Source organism: Xenorhabdus anantnagensis (assembly GCF_028598555.1).
Lineage (GTDB): Bacteria > Pseudomonadota > Gammaproteobacteria > Enterobacterales > Enterobacteriaceae > Xenorhabdus > Xenorhabdus anantnagensis.
Map to the genome: position 1 here is coordinate 1 of NZ_JAQRFN010000018.1, position 22,863 is coordinate 22,863.

General features: G+C 40.6%; 18 protein-coding genes and 2 pseudogenes. 13 read left to right on the plus strand and 7 right to left on the minus strand.

Annotation, left to right across the window (positions count from 1 at the left end; all coding sequences use genetic code 11):
* The first annotated feature begins 333 nt into the window (after positions 1-333).
* Both PSI14_RS13490 and PSI14_RS13495 read left to right on the plus strand, forming a co-directional pair.
* On the plus strand, positions 334-570 hold the full coding sequence (locus tag PSI14_RS13490) for an excisionase (RefSeq protein WP_273576443.1): 237 nt from the start codon (positions 334-336) through the stop codon (positions 568-570).
* Positions 560-1,687, plus strand: a complete 1,128-nt coding sequence (locus PSI14_RS13495) for a site-specific integrase (RefSeq protein WP_273576378.1) — start codon at positions 560-562, stop codon at positions 1,685-1,687. The genes PSI14_RS13490 and PSI14_RS13495 overlap by 11 nt, the downstream gene beginning before the upstream one ends.
* 122 nt (positions 1,688-1,809) lie before the next feature.
* Here the strand turns inward: PSI14_RS13495 and icd are convergent, their stop codons facing one another.
* Positions 1,810-3,063, minus strand: a complete 1,254-nt coding sequence (gene icd, locus PSI14_RS13500) for an NADP-dependent isocitrate dehydrogenase (RefSeq protein ID WP_273576379.1) — start codon at positions 3,061-3,063, stop codon at positions 1,810-1,812.
* Positions 3,064-3,203: 140 nt separating this feature from the next.
* Between icd and rluE the strand changes: the two genes are divergently transcribed.
* The 8 genes from rluE to PSI14_RS13540 all read left to right on the plus strand — a co-directional run bounded on the left by rluE (position 3,204) and on the right by PSI14_RS13540 (position 11,687).
* Complete coding sequence (gene rluE / locus PSI14_RS13505) at positions 3,204-3,833, plus strand: 23S rRNA pseudouridine(2457) synthase RluE (protein WP_273576380.1); 630 nt, start codon at positions 3,204-3,206, stop codon at positions 3,831-3,833.
* Complete coding sequence (locus PSI14_RS13510; protein WP_273576381.1) at positions 3,826-4,278, plus strand: NUDIX domain-containing protein; 453 nt, start codon at positions 3,826-3,828, stop codon at positions 4,276-4,278. The genes rluE and PSI14_RS13510 overlap by 8 nt, the downstream gene beginning before the upstream one ends.
* A 108-nt stretch (positions 4,279-4,386) precedes the next feature.
* Positions 4,387-5,490 carry a tRNA 2-thiouridine(34) synthase MnmA gene (gene mnmA, locus PSI14_RS13515; RefSeq protein WP_273576382.1) on the plus strand — a complete coding sequence of 368 codons (1,104 nt, stop codon included), beginning with the start codon at positions 4,387-4,389 and terminating at the stop codon, positions 5,488-5,490.
* A gap of 2 nt (positions 5,491-5,492) precedes the next feature.
* The gene (gene hflD, locus PSI14_RS13520) at positions 5,493-6,119 is read left to right on the plus strand and encodes a high frequency lysogenization protein HflD (RefSeq protein ID WP_273576383.1); all 627 of its coding nucleotides are present in this window, start codon (positions 5,493-5,495) and stop codon (positions 6,117-6,119) included.
* A gap of 133 nt (positions 6,120-6,252) precedes the next feature.
* A complete protein-coding gene (gene purB / locus PSI14_RS13525) occupies positions 6,253-7,623 on the plus strand; it encodes an adenylosuccinate lyase (protein ID WP_273576384.1) in 1,371 nt (456 codons plus the stop codon).
* Between the two features lie 714 nt (positions 7,624-8,337).
* Complete coding sequence (gene phoP / locus PSI14_RS13530; RefSeq protein ID WP_273576385.1) at positions 8,338-9,027, plus strand: two-component system response regulator PhoP; 690 nt, start codon at positions 8,338-8,340, stop codon at positions 9,025-9,027.
* The gene (gene phoQ, locus PSI14_RS13535; protein ID WP_273576444.1) at positions 9,020-10,462 is read left to right on the plus strand and encodes a two-component system sensor histidine kinase PhoQ; all 1,443 of its coding nucleotides are present in this window, start codon (positions 9,020-9,022) and stop codon (positions 10,460-10,462) included. The genes phoP and phoQ overlap by 8 nt, the downstream gene beginning before the upstream one ends.
* Before the next feature lie 103 nt (positions 10,463-10,565).
* On the plus strand, positions 10,566-11,687 hold the full coding sequence (locus PSI14_RS13540; protein WP_273576386.1) for a ribosomal protein uL16 3-hydroxylase: 1,122 nt from the start codon (positions 10,566-10,568) through the stop codon (positions 11,685-11,687).
* A gap of 120 nt (positions 11,688-11,807) precedes the next feature.
* Here PSI14_RS13540 and pepT read toward each other — a convergent pair whose 3' ends face one another.
* The 5 genes from pepT to lolC all read right to left on the minus strand — a co-directional run bounded on the left by pepT (position 11,808) and on the right by lolC (position 17,233).
* On the minus strand, positions 11,808-13,052 hold the full coding sequence (gene pepT / locus PSI14_RS13545; protein ID WP_273576387.1) for a peptidase T: 1,245 nt from the start codon (positions 13,050-13,052) through the stop codon (positions 11,808-11,810).
* Between the two features lie 64 nt (positions 13,053-13,116).
* Entirely contained in the window at positions 13,117-13,896 is a 780-nt protein-coding gene (gene cobB, locus PSI14_RS13550) for a Sir2 family NAD+-dependent deacetylase (protein ID WP_273576388.1), read from the minus strand.
* A gap of 193 nt (positions 13,897-14,089) precedes the next feature.
* Positions 14,090-15,337 (minus strand): lipoprotein-releasing ABC transporter permease subunit LolE, encoded by a 1,248-nt coding sequence (gene lolE, locus PSI14_RS13555; RefSeq protein WP_273576389.1) that lies wholly within the window; start codon positions 15,335-15,337, stop codon positions 14,090-14,092.
* Positions 15,337-16,038, minus strand: a complete 702-nt coding sequence (gene lolD, locus PSI14_RS13560) for a lipoprotein-releasing ABC transporter ATP-binding protein LolD (protein ID WP_273576390.1) — start codon at positions 16,036-16,038, stop codon at positions 15,337-15,339. The genes lolE and lolD overlap by 1 nt, the downstream gene beginning before the upstream one ends.
* Positions 16,031-17,233, minus strand: a complete 1,203-nt coding sequence (gene lolC / locus PSI14_RS13565; protein ID WP_273576391.1) for a lipoprotein-releasing ABC transporter permease subunit LolC — start codon at positions 17,231-17,233, stop codon at positions 16,031-16,033. Before lolC ends, lolD begins: the two co-directional genes overlap by 8 nt.
* Positions 17,234-17,695: 462 nt before the next feature.
* Here lolC and PSI14_RS13570 point away from each other — a divergent pair, with 462 nt between their 5' ends.
* On the plus strand, positions 17,696-19,219 hold the full coding sequence (locus PSI14_RS13570; RefSeq protein WP_273576392.1) for an adenosine deaminase family protein: 1,524 nt from the start codon (positions 17,696-17,698) through the stop codon (positions 19,217-19,219).
* Positions 19,220-19,390: 171 nt separating this feature from the next.
* On the opposite strand, the pseudogene PSI14_RS13575 reads toward PSI14_RS13570, so the two are convergent.
* Positions 19,391-20,099, minus strand: a pseudogene (locus tag PSI14_RS13575) (transposase).
* Between the two features lie 22 nt (positions 20,100-20,121).
* Between PSI14_RS13575 and tnpA the strand changes: the two are divergent.
* A pseudogene (gene tnpA, locus PSI14_RS13580) lies at positions 20,122-20,541 on the plus strand (IS200/IS605 family transposase).
* A gap of 892 nt (positions 20,542-21,433) precedes the next feature.
* The gene (locus tag PSI14_RS13585) at positions 21,434-22,675 is read left to right on the plus strand and encodes an MATE family efflux transporter (RefSeq protein ID WP_273576393.1); all 1,242 of its coding nucleotides are present in this window, start codon (positions 21,434-21,436) and stop codon (positions 22,673-22,675) included.
* Positions 22,676-22,863 lie beyond the last annotated feature (188 nt).

Consider the following 22,863-nt stretch of genomic DNA (forward strand, 5'->3'; position numbering starts at 1 on the left):
AATCTACCCAAATATGACGACAAAGCAGTGACTGCAATTCTCGATAAACACGCCCGCGACTTTCAATTAATCATGACTGATCATCAACGAGCGAAATCAACAGCCAAGAATTGGTTACGTCAATACATCATTAATTTGCAGAAGGAGATGAAATGAGATGCACCTATTGCCACAAGGAATTAAGTTTTGAGGAGATGTATTACTACGAAGATTCATGTAACGAATGTGAACGCCATTTCGAACTGACGCGATATGAAAGCAGTAGAATTAAATTAATTCGTATGAGATTTAAATTGTATTTCAGGAGATTGTTGAATTTTTACAGAGGATAATATCATGCAAATGCTAACTCTGGATGAATGGGCTAACGATAGATACCGAAGCCGCCCTCCCAGCTTAAGTACCCTCCAACGTTATGCTAGAAATGGTCACTTCTACCCGCCAGCACAAAAAGAAGGTGGAATCTGGCGAGTTAGAGAGGATGCAGAACTTATCGGTAGCTTAGCTACCCCAACGATTAGCAAGTCTGACAACCCAAAATTACAGAGGATTTTAAGTGATGGCTGCTAGACCCCGTAAAAATAATGTCAACATCCCTAATTTATACCCATTATTTAGCCGCAAAACTAATAAAGTTTATTGGCGCTATCGTCACCCTGTCACAGGTAAATATCACGCTCTGGGTGATAATGAGCAGGAAGCAAAAGAAATTGCTATTGAGGCTAATAATAGATTGGCTGAGCAACGCAGCCGTCAAGTTATGGCGATTAGTGATCGTGTAGCAAAAATTAAGGGTAAAGAAATTACTGTTAATACATGGCTGGATAAATACTGGAAAATTCAGGAGGAGCGTTTAGAAATTGGTGATATCAAATCCAACACATTTAAACAAAAGCGAAAGCCTGTAGATTTAATGCGACAGGCTCTTGCTATGAAACCGTTGCCCGCTGTTGATGCTCGTGATATTGCAGGTATTTTAGATGAATATAAAACCGCAGGCCAGCCGCGCATGGCTCAAGTCATCCGCTCTGTTTTAATTGATGTTTTTAAAGAAGCTCAACATGCCGGAGAGGTTCCTCCAGGATACAACCCCGCTCTAGCAACTAAACAACCGAAAAGGAGAGTGACACGCCAGCGTCTCAATCTGGGTGAGTGGCAAAAAATATTTGAAGTTGCTGACTCACACCATAAATACATGGGTAACGCGATGCTATTAGCAATAGTAACAGGCCAAAGATTAGGTGATATTTCTGAGATGAAATTTAGTGATATCTGGGACGATCACCTACATGTTTCTCAAGAAAAAACAGGAGCCAGATTAGCTATCCCCCTAGCATTACGATGTAATGTCCTCAATATCTCTCTCAGAGAAGTTGTTGCACGATGCCGTGACCGTGTTGTTAGTCCATATTTAATTCACTACTTTCACACCACATCACAATCTAAACGTGGAGGAAAAGTAACAGCTAATACATTAACAACAAACTTCAAAAAAGCGCGTGATAAGACAAATATTGATTGGAGAGAAGGAACTCCGGCGACGTTCCATGAACAACGTTCGTTATCGGAGCGTTTATATCGCGAACAGGGTATCAATACGAAAGATTTATTAGGGCATAAAACGCAACAGCAAACTGATAAATATCATGATGACCGTGGTAAAGATTGGATAAAAATCACACTCTAAATTGATTAAATTTTGTCTGGTTTTGATAAATCATTTTGATAACGTTTTGATAACCACCTCTCAGGTGACAAAAAACAAACGGGAACTATTAAGCCCCCGTTACATATTCCATTTAGTAATTATTACATATGAGAAATAATTGCATCACCGAACTCACTACATTTCAGTAGCTTGGCATCATCCATCAGACGTTCGAAATCGTAAGTGACAGTCTTGGCTGCGATTGCACCTTCCATTCCCTTAATGATTAGATCTGCGGCTTCAAACCATCCCATGTGGCGCAACATCATTTCAGCAGAAAGGATCACGGAACCTGGGTTTACTTTGTCCTGACCTGCATATTTAGGTGCAGTACCATGTGTTGCTTCGAACAATGCACATTCGTCACCAATGTTTGCACCAGGGGCAATACCAATGCCGCCTACCTGCGCAGCCAAAGCATCAGAGATGTAGTCACCATTCAGGTTCATACAAGCGATAACATCATATTCTGCTGGACGCAGCAGGATCTGTTGCAAGAAAGCATCTGCAATCACATCCTTGATGATGATATCTTTGCCATTTTTAGGATTTTTGATCTTAACCCATGGACCGCCATCCAGCAGTTCTCCGCCAAATTCAGTTCGAGCCAGCTCATAACCCCAATCTTTGAAAGCACCTTCAGTGAATTTCATGATATTGCCTTTATGAACCAAAGTTACTGATTCACGGTCATTATCAATCGCATATTCAATCGCAGCGCGTACTAAACGTTTGGTGCCTTCTTCAGAGCAAGGTTTTACACCGATACCACACTGTTGAGGAAAACGGATCTTACTAACACCCATTTCATCCTGTAGGAATTTAATAACTTTGTCCGCTTCCGCTGAACCCGCTTTCCACTCAATACCAGCATAAATGTCTTCTGCATTTTCGCGGAAAATAACCATATCGGTCAGTTCAGGCTGTTTAACAGGGCTTGGCGTACCTTGATAGTAACGGACTGGACGCAGGCAGACATACAGATCTAATTGCTGGCGCAGTGCTACGTTCAGAGAACGAATACCACCACCTACTGGCGTTGTCAGAGGACCTTTGATAGCAACACGGTATTCACGAATTAAGTCCAGTGTTTCATCCGGCAACCAAACATCTTTGCCATAGACATGTGTGGATTTTTCACCTGTGTAGATTTCCATCCAAGAAATTTTGCGCTCTCCGCTATAAGCTTCCTGAACCGCAGCATCAACAACTTTTAGCATGACCGGCGTAACATCAACACCAATGCCATCCCCTTCAATGTAAGGGATTACAGGGTTATTCGGAACATTTAATTTACCTTTGGCATCAATAGTAATTTTTTTACCTTCCGCCGGAACAACTACTTTGCTTTCCATTAACCTCTCCTTTCAAATAAGCGCAATGCCTTGTTAATTTTTTGTAAGGGACGTGTCAATACTACTTGAATATTCTGCAAACGCCAATGGTCACAGATTTGAGGTATAATACGCACCCTAATTTTTCACGATAACTTATCATGACAAATATCTCTTTTAAAAAACGCCAACTTAACCGATTCAGCCAAAGAAAAAATAACAAAACCATAAAAAAACTAACAGGCCCTCGTCGGATATTAATTTTTAACAAACCTTATGACGTGCTGCCCCAATTTACCGATGAAATGGGAAGAGCAACGTTAAAAAATTTTATTCCGGTTACCGATGTTTATGCCGCTGGCCGTCTGGATCGTGATAGTGAAGGCTTGCTAGTATTGACCAATGATGGCAAATTGCAGGCCAAATTGACTCAACCTCATAAAAAAACAGCTAAAATTTATTATGTCCAAGTCGAAGGCATTCCTGATGACGCCGCTCTGAATAAACTTCGCAATGGTGTCACATTAAAAGATGGCCCAACTTTGCCAGCCGGAGCTGAATTAGTGGAAGAGCCTGAATGGCTTTGGGAGCGCACACCGCCGATACGGGAACGAAAAAGCATTCCCGTAAGTTGGCTTAAAATTACGCTATATGAAGGCCGCAACCGACAAGTACGTAGGATGACCGCTCATGTGGGTTATCCTACATTGCGCCTAATCCGTTTCAGTATGGGATCTATACAATTAGACTCATTATCCCCCGGAGAATGGAGAGACATTAATTTTGTTTAGTCCATATGTTACTGTTGCTTGTATTGTTCATGCAGAAAATAAATTTCTGGTTGTCGAAGAGTTGATCAACGATAAACCTTTTTGGAATCAACCAGCGGGTCATCTTGAAGCTGATGAAACATTATTAGAAGCCGCTGAACGAGAATTATGGGAAGAAACAGGAATTTGTGCGCAACCACAAGCCTTTTTAAAGTTGCACCAATGGATTGCACCTGACAGAACGCCATTTATCCGTTTTTTATTCTTGGTTGAAATGGAAAAAATCATGGACACAAATCCGCAAGATAACGATATCCATTGCTGCCATTGGTTAAGTGCAGAAGAAATCCTTAATAGCCCACAACTACGTTCCCCTCTGGTCGCCGAAAGTATTCTCTGCTACTTGGAACACAAAGTTTATCCACTGTCGATACTGGGTTGTTATGGTTCACCGTTCATCAAATGATCGTAATAAACAATCGTTGGATAAAAAAGAGCATGAGACGTTTGATGCACCTTAAATGCCAACGTGCTAAAGTATCGCGTTTGTTTTTTTCCGCAGTGAGATATATCCATGTCAGATAACAGCCAGAAAAAAGTCATTGTCGGAATGTCCGGCGGTGTTGATTCATCCGTTTCCGCCTACCTTCTGCAACAGCAGGGCTACCAGGTAACTGGCCTGTTCATGAAAAACTGGGAAGAAGACGATAGTGAAGAGTATTGCTCGGCTGCCACCGATCTTGCCGATGCCCAAGCAGTTTGTGACAAACTGGGCATAGAACTGCATACCATCAATTTTGCAGCCGAGTATTGGGACAATGTCTTCGAACATTTTCTTGCTGAATACAAAGCAGGCAGGACTCCAAATCCGGACATTCTTTGCAATAAGGAAATCAAATTTAAAGCATTTCTAGAATTTGCCGCTGAGGATTTAGGGGCTGATTATATCGCAACTGGGCATTATGTCCGCCGTCGGGACGTGGACGGCATCAGTCAATTGCTCCGTGGTCTTGATAGCAATAAAGATCAAAGCTATTTCTTATATACCTTAAGCCATCAGCAAATTGCCAAAAGCCTGTTTCCAGTCGGTGAATTGGAAAAGCCCGAAGTACGCCGCATTGCCGAAGAGATTGGTCTAATCACAGCAAAGAAAAAAGATTCGACAGGTATCTGCTTTATTGGTGAGCGTAAGTTCCGTGATTTCCTTGGACGCTATTTACCCGCCCAACCAGGCCCAATTATGACAGCGGATGACCAAATTATCGGCCAACATATGGGCTTGATGTACCATACACTCGGCCAGCGCAAAGGACTGGGGATCGGGGGAACGAAAAATGGCAATGAAGAACCATGGTTTGTTGTTGATAAAGATGTCGAAAACAACACACTGATTGTTGCACAAGGCCATGAGCATCCTCGCCTGATGTCTATCGGTTTGATTGCACAGCAACTTCATTGGGTTGATCGTCAACCATTGAAGGCAGTAATACGTTGTGTAGTAAAAACACGCTACCGTCAGCATGATATCCCCTGCACTATCGTTCCTGTGAGCGAAGATAAAATTGAAGTACGTTTTGATAACCCTGTTGCCGCTGTCACCCCAGGTCAATCCGCCGTGTTTTACCAAGGTGAAATTTGTCTCGGTGGTGGTGTGATCGAACAACGTATACAGGAGTAATTGTGGCTAAAAATTATTACGACATTACACTGGCTCTGGCAGGTATCTGCCAGTCAGGCCACTTGGTACAAAAACTTGCCCATGAAGGCCAGTGTGATACTGATGCTTTTGAGGTCATGATCAACAGTATCTTGAACATGAATCCAACATCCACACTGGATGTCTTTGGCAATCATGCCTGCAACCTGCGTATTGGCCTTAACGCCATGTTGGGTATGTTCAATGGTTCACATAGTGGCGTTTCTGCCGATCTTACCCGCTATATGCTGAGTTTAGTGGCGCTGGAACGCCGTCTGAATAAAAATCAATCTGCCGCCAATGAATTGGCAAATCGCATTGAGCAGTTAGAACGCCAGCAAGCTTATTTTGAATCTATGTCAGAGGGAATACTCAACGCCTTGGCAGGAATTTATGTTGATGTTATCAGCCCACTGGGGCCACGCATTCAAGTAACGGGTTCACCTGAGGTATTACGTAATACGCTAATTCAGGCAAAAGTCAGATCTGCACTACTGGCGGGTATCCGCAGCGCTGTCTTATGGCAACAAGTTGGCGGTAGCCGCTTGCAAATCATGTTTTCTCGTCAACGCCTGATCCGACAGGCAAAAGATATTCTTGCTAACTGTTAGATACAAGTTGTTAGATACAAATTGTTAGGCACAAATGGCCAGATACAAACTGTTAGCTAAAAACTGTTAAACCAAAGCTGTTAAACATAAGTTGTTAAATAAATTGTTAAATAAAATCCGGGAGTTGCTACCAATGGAATTATCCTCACTGACCGCTGTTTCTCCAATTGATGGCCGTTACGGCGATAAAGTCAGCACACTGCGCGCTATTTTTAGTGAGTTCGGCTTACTAAAATTTCGAGTGCAGGTCGAAGTACGTTGGCTGCAAAAACTGGCCGCAACAACAGAAATCAAAGAAGTTCCTGCTTTTGATGCAGACGCAAACGCTTACCTTGATGAAGTAATTGCAAATTTCAATGAACAGGATGCACTGCGCATCAAAGAAATTGAGCGCACAACCAATCATGACGTTAAAGCTGTCGAATATTTTCTGAAAGAAAAAGTTGCACATATCCCTGCCCTGCATCAAGTTGCAGAGTTTATTCACTTTGCCTGCACATCAGAAGATATCAACAACCTGTCACATGCGCTGATGCTTAAAACAGCCCGTGAGGAAGTTTTGCTGCCTCAGTGGCGCCAATTAATCGATACCATCACACGTATGGCACATGACTATCGCGATCTGCCACTGCTGTCACGTACACATGGTCAACCAGCCACACCTTCTACTGTCGGCAAGGAATTTGCTAACGTAGCCTATCGCATGGAACGCCAATTCTGTCAGCTTGGGCAGGTAGAAATTCTGGGTAAAATCAATGGCGCTGTTGGTAACTACAATGCGCATTTGTCAGCCTACCCACAAGTTGACTGGCATCAATTCAGTGAATCATTTGTAACTTCGTTGGGTATTCAGTGGAATCCGTATACTACTCAGATTGAGCCTCATGATTACATTGCAGAACTGTTTGACTGTGTGGCACGTTTCAATACTATCCTGATCGACTTTGATCGCGATATCTGGGGCTATATTGCCTTAAGCCATTTCAAACAAAAAACCGTTGCTGGTGAAATTGGTTCTTCTACCATGCCACATAAAGTCAATCCGATTGACTTTGAAAACTCAGAAGGAAATTTGGGATTGGCAAATGCGGTTATGGGGCATCTTGCCAGTAAACTTCCTGTTTCTCGTTGGCAACGTGACCTGACGGATTCAACTGTACTGCGCAATTTGGGTGTTGGCCTGGGATATGCATTGATTGCTTATCAATCCACTATGAAAGGGCTAAATAAGCTAGAAGTCAATGAGCAGCACTTACTGGATGAACTGGATAACAATTGGGAAGTATTAGCAGAACCTATCCAGACCGTCATGCGCCGTTATGGCATTGAAAAACCGTATGAAAAACTGAAAGAGCTGACTCGCGGTAAACGTGTTGATTCTGAAGGTATGAAAGCATTCATTGATGGTCTTGAACTTCCAGAAGCGGAAAAAGAACGCCTCAAATCCATGACACCAGCAAACTATATTGGATACGCGACCTCACTGGTTGATCAATTAAAATAATTTCTATTTATTCATGTAAATGGGCGGGAGTTTATCCCGCCCATATGCAGTCCAATACTAACTCCGGTTTTTTGAACCAAAATACCCTTTTGGTTTTTCAATTGGCTTATTTATCAACTACATTCATTCCATCCAGCCACATAGTTATAAACATCACAGTTAATAGTTATAAATATAATAGTTATAAATATCATAGTAATAAACAGTAAATTAGTTATATTCTTAGAAATTAACAACCTCGCCATTATGCTAAAATCCATTATATATATAAATGTAAATAAATTATAAATAGATTATAAATTTATTTACATACTTAAATGCAACCGTTTGTTTTTAATGGGATCTATTATTAGCACAACCAAAAAATATAATTTCTATATGCTTGATTTACGATAACAGATAGATTATAAATTTATTTAGGTGTTGCAATGCAACCATTTGTTTTTAATCAAACAACCATTAATTTTGCCAAAAATACAAATTGCCATATACTTAGTTTACTATAACAAACAGATTATAAATTCACTTGGATATTAAAGTGAAATCATTTGTTATCAAATAAACAGATTCATCATCGAAGTTATAAAATATATAAACAATCATACACTTATCTTACTATAAAACATGTTCATATTTTTCTTTATTAGAAAAAGTCATTAATAAAACCTTTTCAATTTATTTTACAAGCCTTACTGACTGGCATAAGGAGTCATTATGCGAATATTAATTGTTGAAGATAATTACCCTCTGCGCCATTATTATACCGAAAGATTACGACATCTGGGATATGCCGTTAATAGTGCAAAGGATGCAGAAGAAGCAGATTATTATCTTAAAGAATTCCACCCTGATCTTGCTATCGTTGATTTAGGGCTCCCGGGAGAAGATGGGCTTAGCATGTTACAACGCTGGCGCAATAAACAAATTAATTTACCTATTCTTATCGTCACTGTTAGTGACACCTTGCAAGAAAAAGTCGCTGTGCTAAATGCCGGGGCAGATGATTATGTCATTAAACCCATTCATCATGAAGAACTGAATGCTCGCATACAGGCCTTAATGCGACGCAAGAGTGGCTTGACATCACAATTAATTAACATTCCACCATTTTTACTTAACCTTTTTAGAAGAGAGTTTTCTGTCAATGATACCAATATCAAGTTGACCTCCTTTGAATTTACTATTGTCGAAACCTTAATGCGCAATAATGGCAGAGTTGTCAGCAAAGAGATGATAATGCGTGAATTGTACACAAAAGATGGAGATGAACCACGAGGAAGTCATACAATTGATGTATTAATGGGACGTCTAAGGAAAAAGATATTGAGTAAATGGCCCGAAGAAATAATTTTCACTATTCGTGGTCAAGGATATATCTTTGATGTGAAATCTCATGATGCTTAAATTCTCTAAAAAATATATTTCTTTAAGAACTAGGTTTCTCATGGCTACGGCAGTTATTATTCTAGCACTGACGCTATCATATGGAATTGTTGCTATTGCTGGATACTTAGTGCATTTTGATAAAACAAACTATGCCATACTTCGTAGCCAAAGTGATTTATTTCATAAATTGGCCAAGTGGAAAAACAACAAATTAGAAATTATTGCCCTCCCAAATTATACTATAAATTGCAACTCGTTAGCACTAATCTATGATAATAAGGGAAATCTTCTTTGGCGCGAGAATCATGTGCCTGAATTGGAAAATAAAATTAAAACGGGTTGGCTGCAAAAAAATGGGTTTTATACATTTGAACTAAAAGCGAACGATAACGAAAAAGAGAACTGTTTATATAAGGCTAAGGCAAAAAATGATAAACACGTGTCGTTAACCTACTTTGTTGCCATAAGTATTTATCCTGCCACTAACAAACTGCCTAAAATAACTATTGTTATCATTGATGCCCTCCCGCAAGATATACATGCATCAGAAAAAATATGGAAATGGTTTGGATATGTTTTAATAGCTAACTTATTTTTGGTCATTCCATTAATCTGGCTTGCTGCTGACTGGAGCCTTAGACCAATTAAGGACTTAATTAGACAGGTCAATTTACTAGAAGAAGGAAAAAGGGATAAACTGGATGATAATCCTCCCATTGAATTAAAGTCGTTGGTCAGAAATTTAAACACCTTACTATCCAGTGAACGTGAGCGTTATACAAAAATTAAAACAACACTCTCAGATTTAGCACATAGCCTGAAAACATCGTTAGCAGTACTGCAAACTAGCTTACTCTCTCTACATTCTTCTCAAAAGCTGCATATTAAACAAATCGAACCCATTATGCTTGAACAAATTGATCTGATATCTCGACAAATTAGCTACTATCTCCACAGAGCAAATCTGCACAATGACAATAGTTTTTTTCTGAAGAAAATTGTTTCAATTCCAACATTCTTGAATGAACTAGTCAGTGGCCTAAAAAAGATATATAAACATAAAGGCATCTTAATTACGCTAGATGTCTCCCCTGAAGTGACATGGTTGGGAGTAAAAGACGATCTTTGGCAAATAATGGGAAACATTCTGGATAATGCTTGTAAGTATTGTGAAAGACTTGTCAAAATCACCGCTATAATGGGAGACAATTCAGTCACCATTGTAGTCGATAATGATGGATTGGCTGTTCCTCCTGATAAGCGAGAAATGATTTTTCAACGTGGTTTACGAGCGGATACATTAAGATCAGGCCAAGGTCTCGGTTTGTCGATGGCCTCTGAAACTATCGAGAAATATGAAGGTGAAATCAACATCGATGACAGTCCACTTGGTGGCACGAGTGTGAGCGCAATATTTCGGTTACAAAACAATAACAACAACAATAATGACTAGATGATTGCTAGCTCAATCTCGAAATATTTCAACCAAAGCTGATATCGTCATTGACTATTCGTTATAATAGCGTGAAATTCACTTCTCACTTCAGGATGTCACCATGGATTATCAGCTGAATCTGGACTGGCAGGCGTTTTTGCAAAACCATTGGCAAAAACGACCATTGCTGATTAAACAGGGTTTCCATCAGTTTATTGATCCCCTTTCTGCCGATGAACTGGCAGGACTGGCGATGGAAAATGAAATCGATAGCCGTTTGGTTAGCCAGAAAAATGGGCGCTGGGAAGTTTCCCATGGACCATTTGAAACTTACGACCATTTAGGCGAAAAAGACTGGTCTTTGCTTGTACAAGCGGTTGACCATTGGCATCTCCCCTCTTCTGCACTCATGAGGCCATTCCGCATACTGTCTGATTGGCGTATGGATGACTTGATGATCTCTTTCTCGGTCCCCGGTGGCGGTGTTGGCCCCCATCTTGACCAATATGATGTTTTTATCATTCAAGGACAAGGCCGTAGACGCTGGCGTGTTGGTGAAAAAATTCCCATGAAACAACATTGCCCTCATCCTGATTTATTACAGGTTGATCCCTTTGAGGCAATTATTGATGAAGAGATGTTGCCGGGCGATATACTCTATATTCCACCGGGTTTCCCACATGAAGGCTATGCTATTGAAGATTCACTGAACTATTCAGTGGGATTCCGTGCCCCCAATGCCCGTGAATTATTCAGTGGATTTGCTGATTATGTTCTGGCAAACGAACTAGGAAGTCATCGCTACAGTGATCCTGAACTGACATTCCGTGATAACCCGGCCCTGATCCAAACAAACGAGCTGGATACACTGCGTTCAATGATGCGTGAGCTGTTGGAACAACCAGAAACTTTCCAAACCTGGTTTGGTGAATTCATCTCTCAATCACGCCATGAGCTGGATCTGGCACCACCTGAACCACCTTATGAAAGCGACGAAATTTATGATTTACTGAAACAAGGCGAAGAATTAAATCGATTGAGTGGACTGCGTGTCTTGCGTGTTGGCGATCAATGTTTCGTCAATGGAGAATTGATGGATACTCCCCATATCCATGCCGTTGATGCTCTTTGCCAATATGGTAAAGTCAATGCAGAGCTTCTGGGTGATGCTATTGATGATGTTCGATTTGTCAGCCTGCTTACTGCTTTGGTCAATAGTGGTTATTGGTATTTTAATGATTAATCTCTGAACAAAGGGGCAAAATTGTCCCTTTGTTTTTCTTTATCGGAGTTAACATCAAATTAGGATTAATATTGATGGTGTCGATATTTAATAAAAACACGGTGCAACGTAAACCATAATTTACTCAAGAAACACATTATTTTCGTGACTTGCCATCAGTTCAGCAATCCGCATAATAACGTCAACCGCCTGCTCCATACCTTCCAGTGATATAAATTCGTGCTTACTGTGATAATTATATCCGCCTGTAAAAATATTCGGACAAGGTAGACCACGATAAGATAACTGTGCGCCATCAGTACCACCACGAATCGGCTGGATTATAGGCTCAATATTACAATCCCGCATCGCTTGCTTAGCAATGGCAATAACATGTGGATATTTCCGCACTTCGCTACACATGTTGTAATAATTGTCATCAATCGCCAATTCAATATAGCAGTCTGGATACAATCCTTTTCCTACATTTTCCGCAATAGCAAGGATATTTTTTTTGCGCTTTTCAAAATTAGCACTGTCAAAATCTCGGATGATGTAGTGCATCTCTGTGCGCTCAACGGTGCCTTTCATGCTCTGCAAATGATAAAAACCTTCATAGCCTTCCGTCTTTTCAGGCGTTTCTTCGGGAGGCAAAGAGTGATGAATTCTCATTGCAAGTACCAACGCATTAACCATTACTCCCTTGGCACTTCCCGGATGAACCATGTTGCCCACAATCTTGATTGTCACTGATGCAGCATTGAAATTTTCAAATTCCAATTCTCCTACACCACCTCCATCAATGGTATAGGCCCATTCTGCACCGAAAGCCTCTATGTCAAAATAATGCGCTTCCCTGCCAATTTCTTCATCCGGCGTAAATGCAATCCGAATATCACCATGTGGAATATTTTTCTGTTTTAAACGTACCATGGCGGTAATGATTTCAGCGATCCCCGCTTTACCGTCAGCACCTAACAGTGTTTTTCCATCAGTTGTAATTAATGTTTTTCCCAACAAACTATGTAATACAGGAAACATAACTGGCGACAACACTTCATCTCCCACCCCTAATGCAATATCACCACCACGGTAGTTTTCCACAATTTGAGGATTAACATGCTTACCAGGAAAATCCGGTGAGGTATCGAGGTGTGCAATAAAACCAATGATTGGAATTGGTCTTACAATATTTGATGGCAATGTTGCCATAACACATCCCCGTTCATTGAGCGTAATATCAGCAAAGCCAAGTTGGATCAGTTCTTCATATAATGCCTTAGCAAGATCCAATTGACCGTCACTACTGGGAATAGTTTTAGCGGATGGTTTTGATTGAGTATTAAATGCAATATATTTTAAAAAACGCTCTAATAATCTATCCATTTTCTCCCCCTAAATCATGTAGATTCATTATGAAGAAGATGGATAGAGTAATTATTGCGTCAAATCAGCTTTTATCTGCCTTCATCTGCTGAATTAAGGATTCAACATATTGAGGGACAATTTTACTGGCATGACCATAATGCTTTTCATCGAATAAATTTTCGACTTGGCTGGGTTCAAGATTCAATTCAACAGTATGTGCTCCAGACAATTTAGCTTCATGCACAAAACCAGCAGCGGGATAAACGTGGCCCGATGTTCCGATAGCGATAAAAATATCGGCATCGGCTAAAGCAGAATAAATCTGCTCCATGCCCAATGGCATTTCCCCAAACCACACTACATGAGGACGCAGGGGCGAAGGGAATTGGCAACAATGGCAACGATCTTCTATGGTTAGCTCTGTTGTCCACTCAATTACCTGTCCAGACTGACAACACCGAACTTTCAGCAATTCACCGTGCATGTGCAGAACACGATGACTGCCCGCACGTTCATGCAGATCATCAATATTCTGTGTCACCAACAGAAAACGGTCACCAAGCTGATGCTCGAGTTCCACCAGAGCATCATGTGCAGCATTGGGTTGGATTTCCTGTTGTTGGAGCTGTTCTCGACGTGCATTGTAAAATGTCTGAACAATTTCAGGATCACGCTGGAAACCTTCCGGAGTCGCAACATCTTCGACACGATGCTCTTCCCATAGGCCATCGGAAGAGCGAAATGTTCGAATGCCTGACTCAGCAGAAATTCCTGCTCCCGTTAGCACCACCACATAAGGTTTTTCTATTTTATTTGCCAATCGGATATTCCTGTAAAAGTTTTGTCTATGTAATCGCTGCAATCTCTGACACGGTAATAGCCTGAAAGCCTGAACGGATAAAACTTACTATGCCAGTAAAGAACCCGCTATACCATAGCGCGCTTAAACTCGCTTTGATACTTTGACATACTATTGATCATTCAAAACTATTGATCACTCAAAACCATTGATCACTCAAAACTATTGATCACTCAAAATCATTGATCACTCAAAATCATTGACCACTCAGAATTCGTGCTGGATCAAGTTTACTGGCCCGACGAGCAGGATACCAACTAGCCAATAAGCTTAATATCAATGCTGTAAACAGAACATAAACAACATCAATAAAATGTAATTCTGATGGCAGAAAATCAATAAAATAGATATCTCCCGAGAGAAGTTGGTGTCCAAGCAACCCTTCTAACCCTTTAATGATAGTCGTCAGATTTAATGAGATGAAAACTCCGACCACCATACCAATTATGCTGCCTACCATGCCTGTCAGTAATCCATACCATAAAAAAATCCTCCTGATATGGTTATCTTTGGCACCCAGCGTGCGTAAGATAGCGATGTCGCTGCTTTTATCCTTCACTGCCATAATCAGCGTTGAAATAATATTAAAGCAAGCAACACCAATAACCAGAACCATAGCTAGATACATAATGCCACGTATCATCTGGATATCGTTGTACATATAGCCGTAATCTTTTATCCATGTGCTGATATACACATATTTCCCCGTGGCATTGCCTGCGGCCCATACACGTTTCTCTGCTGCAAAAACATTATCCGCCTTGATAGCAATACCTGTGATTGCATCACCGTAATCCAGATAGTTCTGGGCATCGGGCAAAGGAACAAGGGCCAAACTGTGATCTAACATCCCACTAAGCTGGAAAATACCCGCAACTTGTAAACGGATGCGTTTAGGCTGCAAGAGTTTCAGGCTAGGGTCATTATTGGGAATCATGACAGTCAGCCAATCACCTTGTTTCACGTGCAATGAATTAGCCAAACCCTGCCCCAAAATCACCTGATTTTTATCTGCCCTAAACGTTTTCCATGCCTCATTACGCACAAACTGAGGTAAAGTACTAACATTCGTCTCAGTATCCAGATCTACACCACGTACCTGTACCGCTTTGAGTTTTTCTCCACGCTCCATCAGGCCAGTAAACTCAATATAGGGGGAAGCCCCTACAATACCCGGTGTCTGTTTTATCCGTTTAAGTGCGGTTTGCCAATCCTGAAAAGGCTGCTCCACAGCGTAAATTTGCCCATGAGGAACAACGGAAAGCACCCGGTTTTTCAGTTCTCGTTCAAAACCGTTCATGGCGCTTAGGCCAATAATCAGCACCGCAACACCCAGCATGATGCCCAGCATCGAAATAACAGAGATCAGGGAAACCATGCCTGAACGACGTCGGCCCCGGCTAAATCGTAGCGCGGTAAATAATGCAAGAGGCAGATTTACCATTACATCGCCCCCGTCAGGGTGGATTCATCCTGTAAATATCCATCGCGCATTTCTACCTGACGTGCCAGTTGTCTGGCTAATTTCAGATCATGGGTTACCACTAGAAATGCGGTACCTTGCTGTCGATTCAATTCTTGCAAAAGTTGAAACACACTGTCTGCATTCCGTTGGTCAAGGTTACCGGTTGGTTCATCCGCCAATACCAATGAAGGTTCGTTTACCAGTGCCCGAGCAATCGCGACACGTTGACGCTCTCCCCCCGACAATTCAGATGGCCGGTGATGCGCCCGATTTTCCAACCCAACCGCTGCCAGCATATCCAGCGCTTTTTGTTGCGCGTGGCGTTTTTGCCCCCCAATCAGAAGTGGCATCGCAACATTTTCCAACGCAGTAAAATCAGGCAATAAATGATGAAACTGATAAATAAAACCAATTTCTCTGTTACGTAGTTCTGCTCGCGCAGACGAAGACATTTGGTTAAGCGACTGTCCCTTGAAAAAGACTTCACCTGTCGTCGGTGAATCCAAACCACCAAGCAAGTGCAAAAGCGTACTTTTACCCGAACCTGAACTGCCGACAATTGCCATTATTTCTCTTTGTTGCATAGAAAAGGTGACATTCTTCAACACTTCTGTAGAAACTTTTCCTTCCTGATATTTTTTACATAAGTGATGACACAGCAATAAAGGGTGGTTACTCATAACGTAAAGCCTCAGCAGGTTGGATGGCAGCCGCGCGCCAAGAAGGGTATAAAGTCGAAATTAAAGAGATCAGCATGGCACTGATGGCGATCATCATCACTTGCATAATATCAATCGCAACAGGTAATTGAATGCCCTCGGCCAGCAGGCCGATAATCGGCATGAAACTATTTAGCTGGCTGGAAAGCAGCACGCCCAATCCTGTCCCCAGTAAAGCACCGATGATGCCTGCTCCCGCACCTTGGATCATAAAGATTGTCATTACCTGACGTCGAGTCAGCCCTTGCGTCTGCAAGATAGCGATTTCGCCCTGTTTTTCCATTACCAGCAAAGAGAGGGAAGTAATAATGTTGAAAGCAGCTACGGCAATAATCAGGCTCAATAATAACCCCATCATATTTTTTTCCATGCGAACTGCCTGAAAGAATTCTCCTTTGCGTTCGCGCCAATCTTTCCATACCAGCCCTTCAGGGAGAGACTGCTGGCTTAATTTATCAACTGATAGCGGCTGATTGAGGTATAAACGCCAACCTGTAATATTGCCAACAGGATAGCGTAACAATCTGGCTGCATCCTGTTGATTAACTAGCATTTCCGTACCATCAACTTCACTGTTGGCAAAAAATGTGCCCGCTACGGTGAATAAACGCTGGCTGGGAATTCTGCCCATCGGCGTTAACTGGCTGGCACTTGGCACAATGATGCGAATCTGATCACCACGTTTTACCCCCAATTTTACCGCCAGTTTTTCTCCCAGAATGACAAGATAATGTCCAGGTTGTAGCTGGCTTTGATCAACATTGACAAGATGTTCCGCCAATGGCGCATATTCATCCTGATTAATACCCAACATGACGCCAACACCAACATTGTGAGGACTCTGTAGTACCACATCCCCTTGCACGATAGAGGTCATGCGATTAACATCTTTTAGACCCGCAAGCTGACTACTCGGATGTTCAACCGGATTGATAGAGCCTTTTTCCGACGTAATAATAGCCTGTGGCATAAAACCTAAGATGCTACTTTCCAATGAACGTTCGAAGCCGTTCATCACTGACAATACCGTAATCAATGCTGCCACTCCCAGCATAATACCAATAGCTGACAGCCATGAAACAAAACGGCCAAATTTATCGACCGCTCGTCCGCGCATGTAGCGCAATCCTATAAATAATGAGACAGATTGGAACATGAAATCCGCCGTATCAAAGAAGTTTATTTAGAAACAATAGATTAATGAAAAATTCCATCTTCTATCTCTATTTACGAACGTATTATGAACGTACGTTATGTATAAACTAAAATCTCTCTTAGTTGACTTCACTGCTGGCTACATACTATCACCGTTTTACCGAGTTTTACTTACTCCCCCTTTCAAATCCTATCGTATTGTTGTTTATTCATCATTCACTAATTAGTAATTTAATTATTAATTATTGGTTACGTATTTTGATATTGAATAGGTCCTTGGTAAAGGCATGATGTATGACATCGGCATCAATAATAAACAATTTAAAACGTAATATGAGGAGAAATTCAAAATAACCATAAAAAACGTTACAAAAAATTAACGAACACTTCACTGCAAGCACGCATTATTCCGGTAACCGGCATCTATAAATCATTCGCAAACATCGAAACTAGGAAAAAAGTTATGAATGCCTCAACCATTATAATCATTTTATTGATGTTATTTCCTTGTCTGGCCAATGCTGGCGATTTAGCCAAGGAAAATGAAACCGCAACTGCACGCTTCTTCAGTAATCTGCTTGAAACCAATGACCCGGATATTGCAGAGTTAACTATGGCAATGAAAATGATGCCTAAAGGCGCAGATATCCATATTCACTATTCCGGCGCAATATACGCAGAGACCTATCTTGATTGGGTTGGTGATAAAGGGTATTGCATTTATGATCGGTCTGACCCGAAACTTAAAATCGAAGCTTATCGAATAGAAATGCGTCCAAAGAATCAGCTTCCGGGGGAAAATCAGCAATTTTGTCTCGATAAGAATGAAGTCATCGCAAACAATGTTTTCTACCGAAAATTATTGGGGGCATGGTCAGACAGAGATTTCCATAATTATTATCACACCGAGGAAGCTCCGGACCAGCAATTTTTTGACACCTTTAGTTATTTCAGCCAGTTATCAAATCAGAATTTAGCGGCGGGGCTTGATAAATTAAAAATTCGGGCTAAACATGAAAATGTTCAGTATCTGGAAATAATGTTAAAAAAGGCGCCTTCTTTTGAATATCCAGATCTTGCTAAAGCACTTGATGAATTAGATCCAGATGCCGATGAAAATATCGTTTTCTCAGCGCTAATACCCTATGCGGACTTCATGGCTAATGATCCACTTGTTACCAAAGGAATATCTGATTATATCCAAACTGAAGAAGCAGCAATCTCAGGGATGGACGACGATGAATTTCGTATTCGGCTCCAATCTTATGCCTTTCGTGGTGCGCCACGCGCCACTGTATTCTCAAGTTTATATTCAGCATTCTCAGCAGCGCATGCCAGCAAAAAGATTGTCGGTGTAAATATTGTTGGACCAGAAAACAGTTACATCTCAATTCGTGACTATAAGTTACACATGCTGATGTTCAAATATCTAAAAGAACTTTTCCCCAATGTTCATTTATCTCTGCATGCGGGTGAGTTAGCTAACGGAATGGTTCCGCCAGAGGGGCTGGAAAATCACATTCGATATGCTGTAGAGATTGCAGGGGCAAATCGGATAGGCCACGGCGTTGACATTCCCAAGGAGGTGAACGCACTGGCATTACTCCAGTTACTGAAAGAAAAGGAAATTCCTGTCGAAATAAATCTGACTAGTAATGACTTCATTCTTGGCGTCAAAGGGAACGAACATCCGATAAAACTGTATCAACGTTATGGAGTACCTTTCGTGATATCAAGCGATGATCCGGGCGTTTCTCGTATTGATTTAACGCACGAATTTGTAACTTTTGCCACGAACTACAAGCCATCATATGCAGATATCAAAAAAGCCGTATTTAATAGCATTCGATACTCTTTCCTAACCTCAGAGGAGAAATCGGCAGAGCTGAAGGATCTGCAATCCAGATTTTTGATTTACGAATCAGAGATTGCAAGAGTAGAAAAAACAGTGCACAAAGATGCGTATACGCTGCTAGAGCGGGATTAATGGCCTTAGCGAATGAAAGAGACTTTCCCTCGATTTGGTTACTGTATTGATTTTCCGTGCCATCATGGGAAGTAACCAAAATATGACAGGGGAATCATTATGCCCATCACAACTATTAGAGGATTCATTTGACATCCTCCCCGGCCTAAAGGCCGAGGATTCCTACGGTGTTCAGGCGTGAGCCTGACTCACTTCGGTGGGTTCCTGCTTCATCGGGCGGCCTGACTGCACCGTTCCTCCACAGGCTAACACGGCATGTCCTGCCGCTAAAATATTACGAGCGCCATTGATATCGGCGTTTTCTGTATAGTCACAGGCCAGACATGCGAACCGACTTTGTGATGGACGGTTGGCTTTCTCTGTATGACCACAGTATGCACACTTCTGACTGGTATAGGCGGCATTAACTGCCAGTACCTGACCCCCTCGCCATTGTTGCTTATAGTCGAGTTGTCGACGGAACTCATACCAGCCCTGATCTAATATCGAACAGTTTAATCCTGATTTCGACCGCACGTTTCGTCCCGGTTGGCTTACCGTACCCGCGGCGGACTTGGACATGTTACCTACCTTCAAATCCTCAAGGACGATCATGGCGTGGTTTTTGCTGATTGTCGTGCTGACTTTATGAAGGTAATCGCGGCGGATATTACCAATACGGGCATGCAGGCGTTGGAGCTTTAGTCGTGGTTTTCCATTCAACCAACCATGATGCCATTTTTGTGTACGGAATATATTTATTACCGGTTTCATGATTCGTGTTCTGGCGGGCAAGGGCCTGATTAAAAACAAAACGACACGCACCCGCAAAGCGTTTCATAGCCCGCTTCTGCTGATCCTTGAGTTTTAACTGGAATTTGAAGGCTTGTAATCGTTTCATGTGAAGAATGATACTTTGGTCTATGAAAAAAGAAACCGATATTCGTCCTGGAAGACACTGTGTTTTCCTGCTGCATGTTCATTTGGTATTTGTCACAAAATACCGAAAAAGAATCTTTGATCAGGATGCCATTGAAAAGCGGCGAAGTGACTTCGCCAGTGTATGCACTGATTTTGCTGTTGAATGGGTTGAGATGGAAGGTGAACGCGATCATGTTCACTGATTGATCCATTACCCGCCAAAATTATCAATCTCAAATTTGGTGAACAGTCTCAAAGGCGTGTCCAGTCGATGACTTCGTCGTGACCGTCCCGACATTGCCCAGCATTTTTATTACAAAAACGTGTTGTGGAGTCCCAGTTATTTTGCGGCCAGTTGCGGCGGTACACCTATTTCCATTATTCGCCAATACATTGAGCAACAGGAAAAACCCAAAAGTTAGCGGGAAAACCGCGCCTTATATCCCCGGACTGAAGGCCGAGGTTTTACGGCGCACTGGATAAAAACTATCTTTTCTGACTGCAAACGTTGATGTTAAAGGGTTAGACCCCATGAGGAATATCTATAAGTCGTACTGAATACTGGCTTCCGTTTAGCGAACGAGAACCTCATGCGCGTCTTCATCATAGCCCGAATCAATAGATGATTCATCATAACCGTTTATAGTACCGCAGTCTTATCCCTTGATTTCAATGATGAACCGCTCAGAAAAAACAAATTGGGGAAGCTCTTATAGTACTTTGCGATTTGTTTTCTGAAACGACCCCATATTCACGAGTCATTTTCGCTGAGCATTATCCACCTGAAATCGGATCATGGGAAAAGAGCCGTGATCCGATAACCACAGCGAAAAAAATTCTTATGAACATCACATCAGATATACTTGATTAATTTTTAATAACAAATGAATTTTTGTGATTTTTTTGAAAAGCATTAAAATTGATAATTTATAATCTGTTGTGTTTTTGTTGATGAGTTTATAGTTATATTCATATCACAAACTATGCGTTTAAAATTATTCTCAATCAGCTCAGGAGAGGTTGGCTATGAAAAACAAAATCAAAATTGTTATTAAAGACAAAATATAAAGAATATACTTGTGGTAAGTATAATAAATAGAGAGGATTTACTCTCTATTTATTATAATCATATTAGCATCTTCTTCATAGAAGATAAAGCTACGCCACAGATGCTGGAAATCAATTATGAACGAGAGCTGTAGTTGCAGAAAAAAATGGCAATGAATTAAAAGAAAATTGACTTCCCTTACTGTCTAACTCTCAACATTACCATGACGAAGAAGATGAAATTCAAAAACAACTAGGGAATGAAAAATGAAAAATGGCTTTATTTCAAGAGCGCTAATCATATCATCAACCCGTTTTATCGCGTTATCATTGCCTCTGTGTGATATGATTATGTTAGGGCATCAAGGAAATGAATACGTAAAAAACTTCTCTGTTGCGGCACAACTTAGTCAAGTATTCGTCATCTTATCAATAATGTTAAGCATTGGGATAAATATAGTGGTTGGAAAATCACACCAGGAAAAGAAAAAATATATTCAAGGTGTCTTTAGGTACTCAATATATCTCGCCATCTGTCTTGTTATTATCAGCTTGATAATAACACCTGTTTTTTATAATCATATTGAAATGCTTAAGATTTACCTTATTTTTAGTATTAGCATTTTCCCTTTATGCATTTACATTGGCTTTGCCAACATACTAGAAACCATTAAGTTAGAAAGGAAAATCCTTATTATTACTCTATATAGTTCAGTTGCAAACGTGATCTTGAACTATGCTCTTATTAACTGGATGAGTAATAGCGCGATAGCCGTTTCATTATCAACCTGTTTTATCAGGATATTGATATTATTCCCTGTAGTTAATTTACTATTAAAACAAAAAATAAAATTATCTCCCAAAAAAATACCTGGATTAAACAAAGAAATATTCATTTTAGGACGAAGCGCTGCAATAACTAGCCTCTGTTTTACCGGGGGATTATCTATTTTAGTTATGTATATTACAAATAATATGAAATCTGAATATTCAGCATTTTTTGGTTTGGCTTTAAACTTTATGAATACTATTTCTGTTATTTTTGTTGGAATGACAATATCACTAACCATTTCATTATCAAAAAACAATGGAAATATTGAAAGCATTACCATTATTAATATTAAAAAATCCATGTTGTATATTACATCATTCTCGTTGTTATTCTACCTGATTACACCACTATTGCCTTATGTCTATTTAGGTAATGAAAATAAAATGCTGACTCAATTTTTTGTCTTATCGATAGGTGTAGTTGCGTTTGATGGCATAGCTCAAACATTCATTTCAACATTGCTAGTATATGGCATGTCACAACTTCCTCCACTATTCAGATTATCATTGATATTCATCGGAATTCCAATGTCATTTTTCTTTACCATTGATGAAAATCCGATAGCTAACATCATAAAATTTATGATGTTAGGTAATATGCTAGCAAGTGTATTTAGCATCATTTATTTTATAAAATGTTTTCCTCAAATCAAAAAAAAACGAACAAATAGCCATTGAATTTAATGGGAAATATATAAATATCACCAAAAGATGCAAAAAAGTGATCATTTTTATCCTTAACTACCACACTAACCCAAGTAGAAAAACGGAAATAATACACTTAACAGATACCGAAAAAGGAGGTTGTTTACCGTTTCTTAAATCTTCATCATAGAAAGCGAACAATTATCAACCTAACATATCAT

Excerpts from the sequence above, each read along its gene's own strand:
- PSI14_RS13495 (WP_273576378.1), top strand. The coding sequence starts at position 560 with ATGGCTGCTAGACCCCGTAAAAATAATGTCAACATCCCTAATTTATAC.
- icd (WP_273576379.1), bottom strand. The coding sequence starts at position 3,063 with ATGGAAAGCAAAGTAGTTGTTCCGGCGGAAGGTAAAAAAATTACTATT.
- rluE (WP_273576380.1), top strand. The coding sequence starts at position 3,204 with ATGACAAATATCTCTTTTAAAAAACGCCAACTTAACCGATTCAGCCAA.
- mnmA (WP_273576382.1), top strand. The coding sequence starts at position 4,387 with ATGTCAGATAACAGCCAGAAAAAAGTCATTGTCGGAATGTCCGGCGGT.
- purB (WP_273576384.1), top strand. The coding sequence starts at position 6,253 with ATGGAATTATCCTCACTGACCGCTGTTTCTCCAATTGATGGCCGTTAC.
- phoP (WP_273576385.1), top strand. The coding sequence starts at position 8,338 with ATGCGAATATTAATTGTTGAAGATAATTACCCTCTGCGCCATTATTAT.
- phoQ (WP_273576444.1), top strand. The coding sequence starts at position 9,020 with ATGCTTAAATTCTCTAAAAAATATATTTCTTTAAGAACTAGGTTTCTC.
- PSI14_RS13540 (WP_273576386.1), top strand. The coding sequence starts at position 10,566 with ATGGATTATCAGCTGAATCTGGACTGGCAGGCGTTTTTGCAAAACCAT.
- pepT (WP_273576387.1), bottom strand. The coding sequence starts at position 13,052 with ATGGATAGATTATTAGAGCGTTTTTTAAAATATATTGCATTTAATACT.
- lolE (WP_273576389.1), bottom strand. The coding sequence starts at position 15,337 with ATGGTAAATCTGCCTCTTGCATTATTTACCGCGCTACGATTTAGCCGG.
- lolD (WP_273576390.1), bottom strand. The coding sequence starts at position 16,038 with ATGAGTAACCACCCTTTATTGCTGTGTCATCACTTATGTAAAAAATAT.
- lolC (WP_273576391.1), bottom strand. The coding sequence starts at position 17,233 with ATGTTCCAATCTGTCTCATTATTTATAGGATTGCGCTACATGCGCGGA.
- PSI14_RS13570 (WP_273576392.1), top strand. The coding sequence starts at position 17,696 with ATGAATGCCTCAACCATTATAATCATTTTATTGATGTTATTTCCTTGT.
- PSI14_RS13585 (WP_273576393.1), top strand. The coding sequence starts at position 21,434 with ATGAAAAATGGCTTTATTTCAAGAGCGCTAATCATATCATCAACCCGT.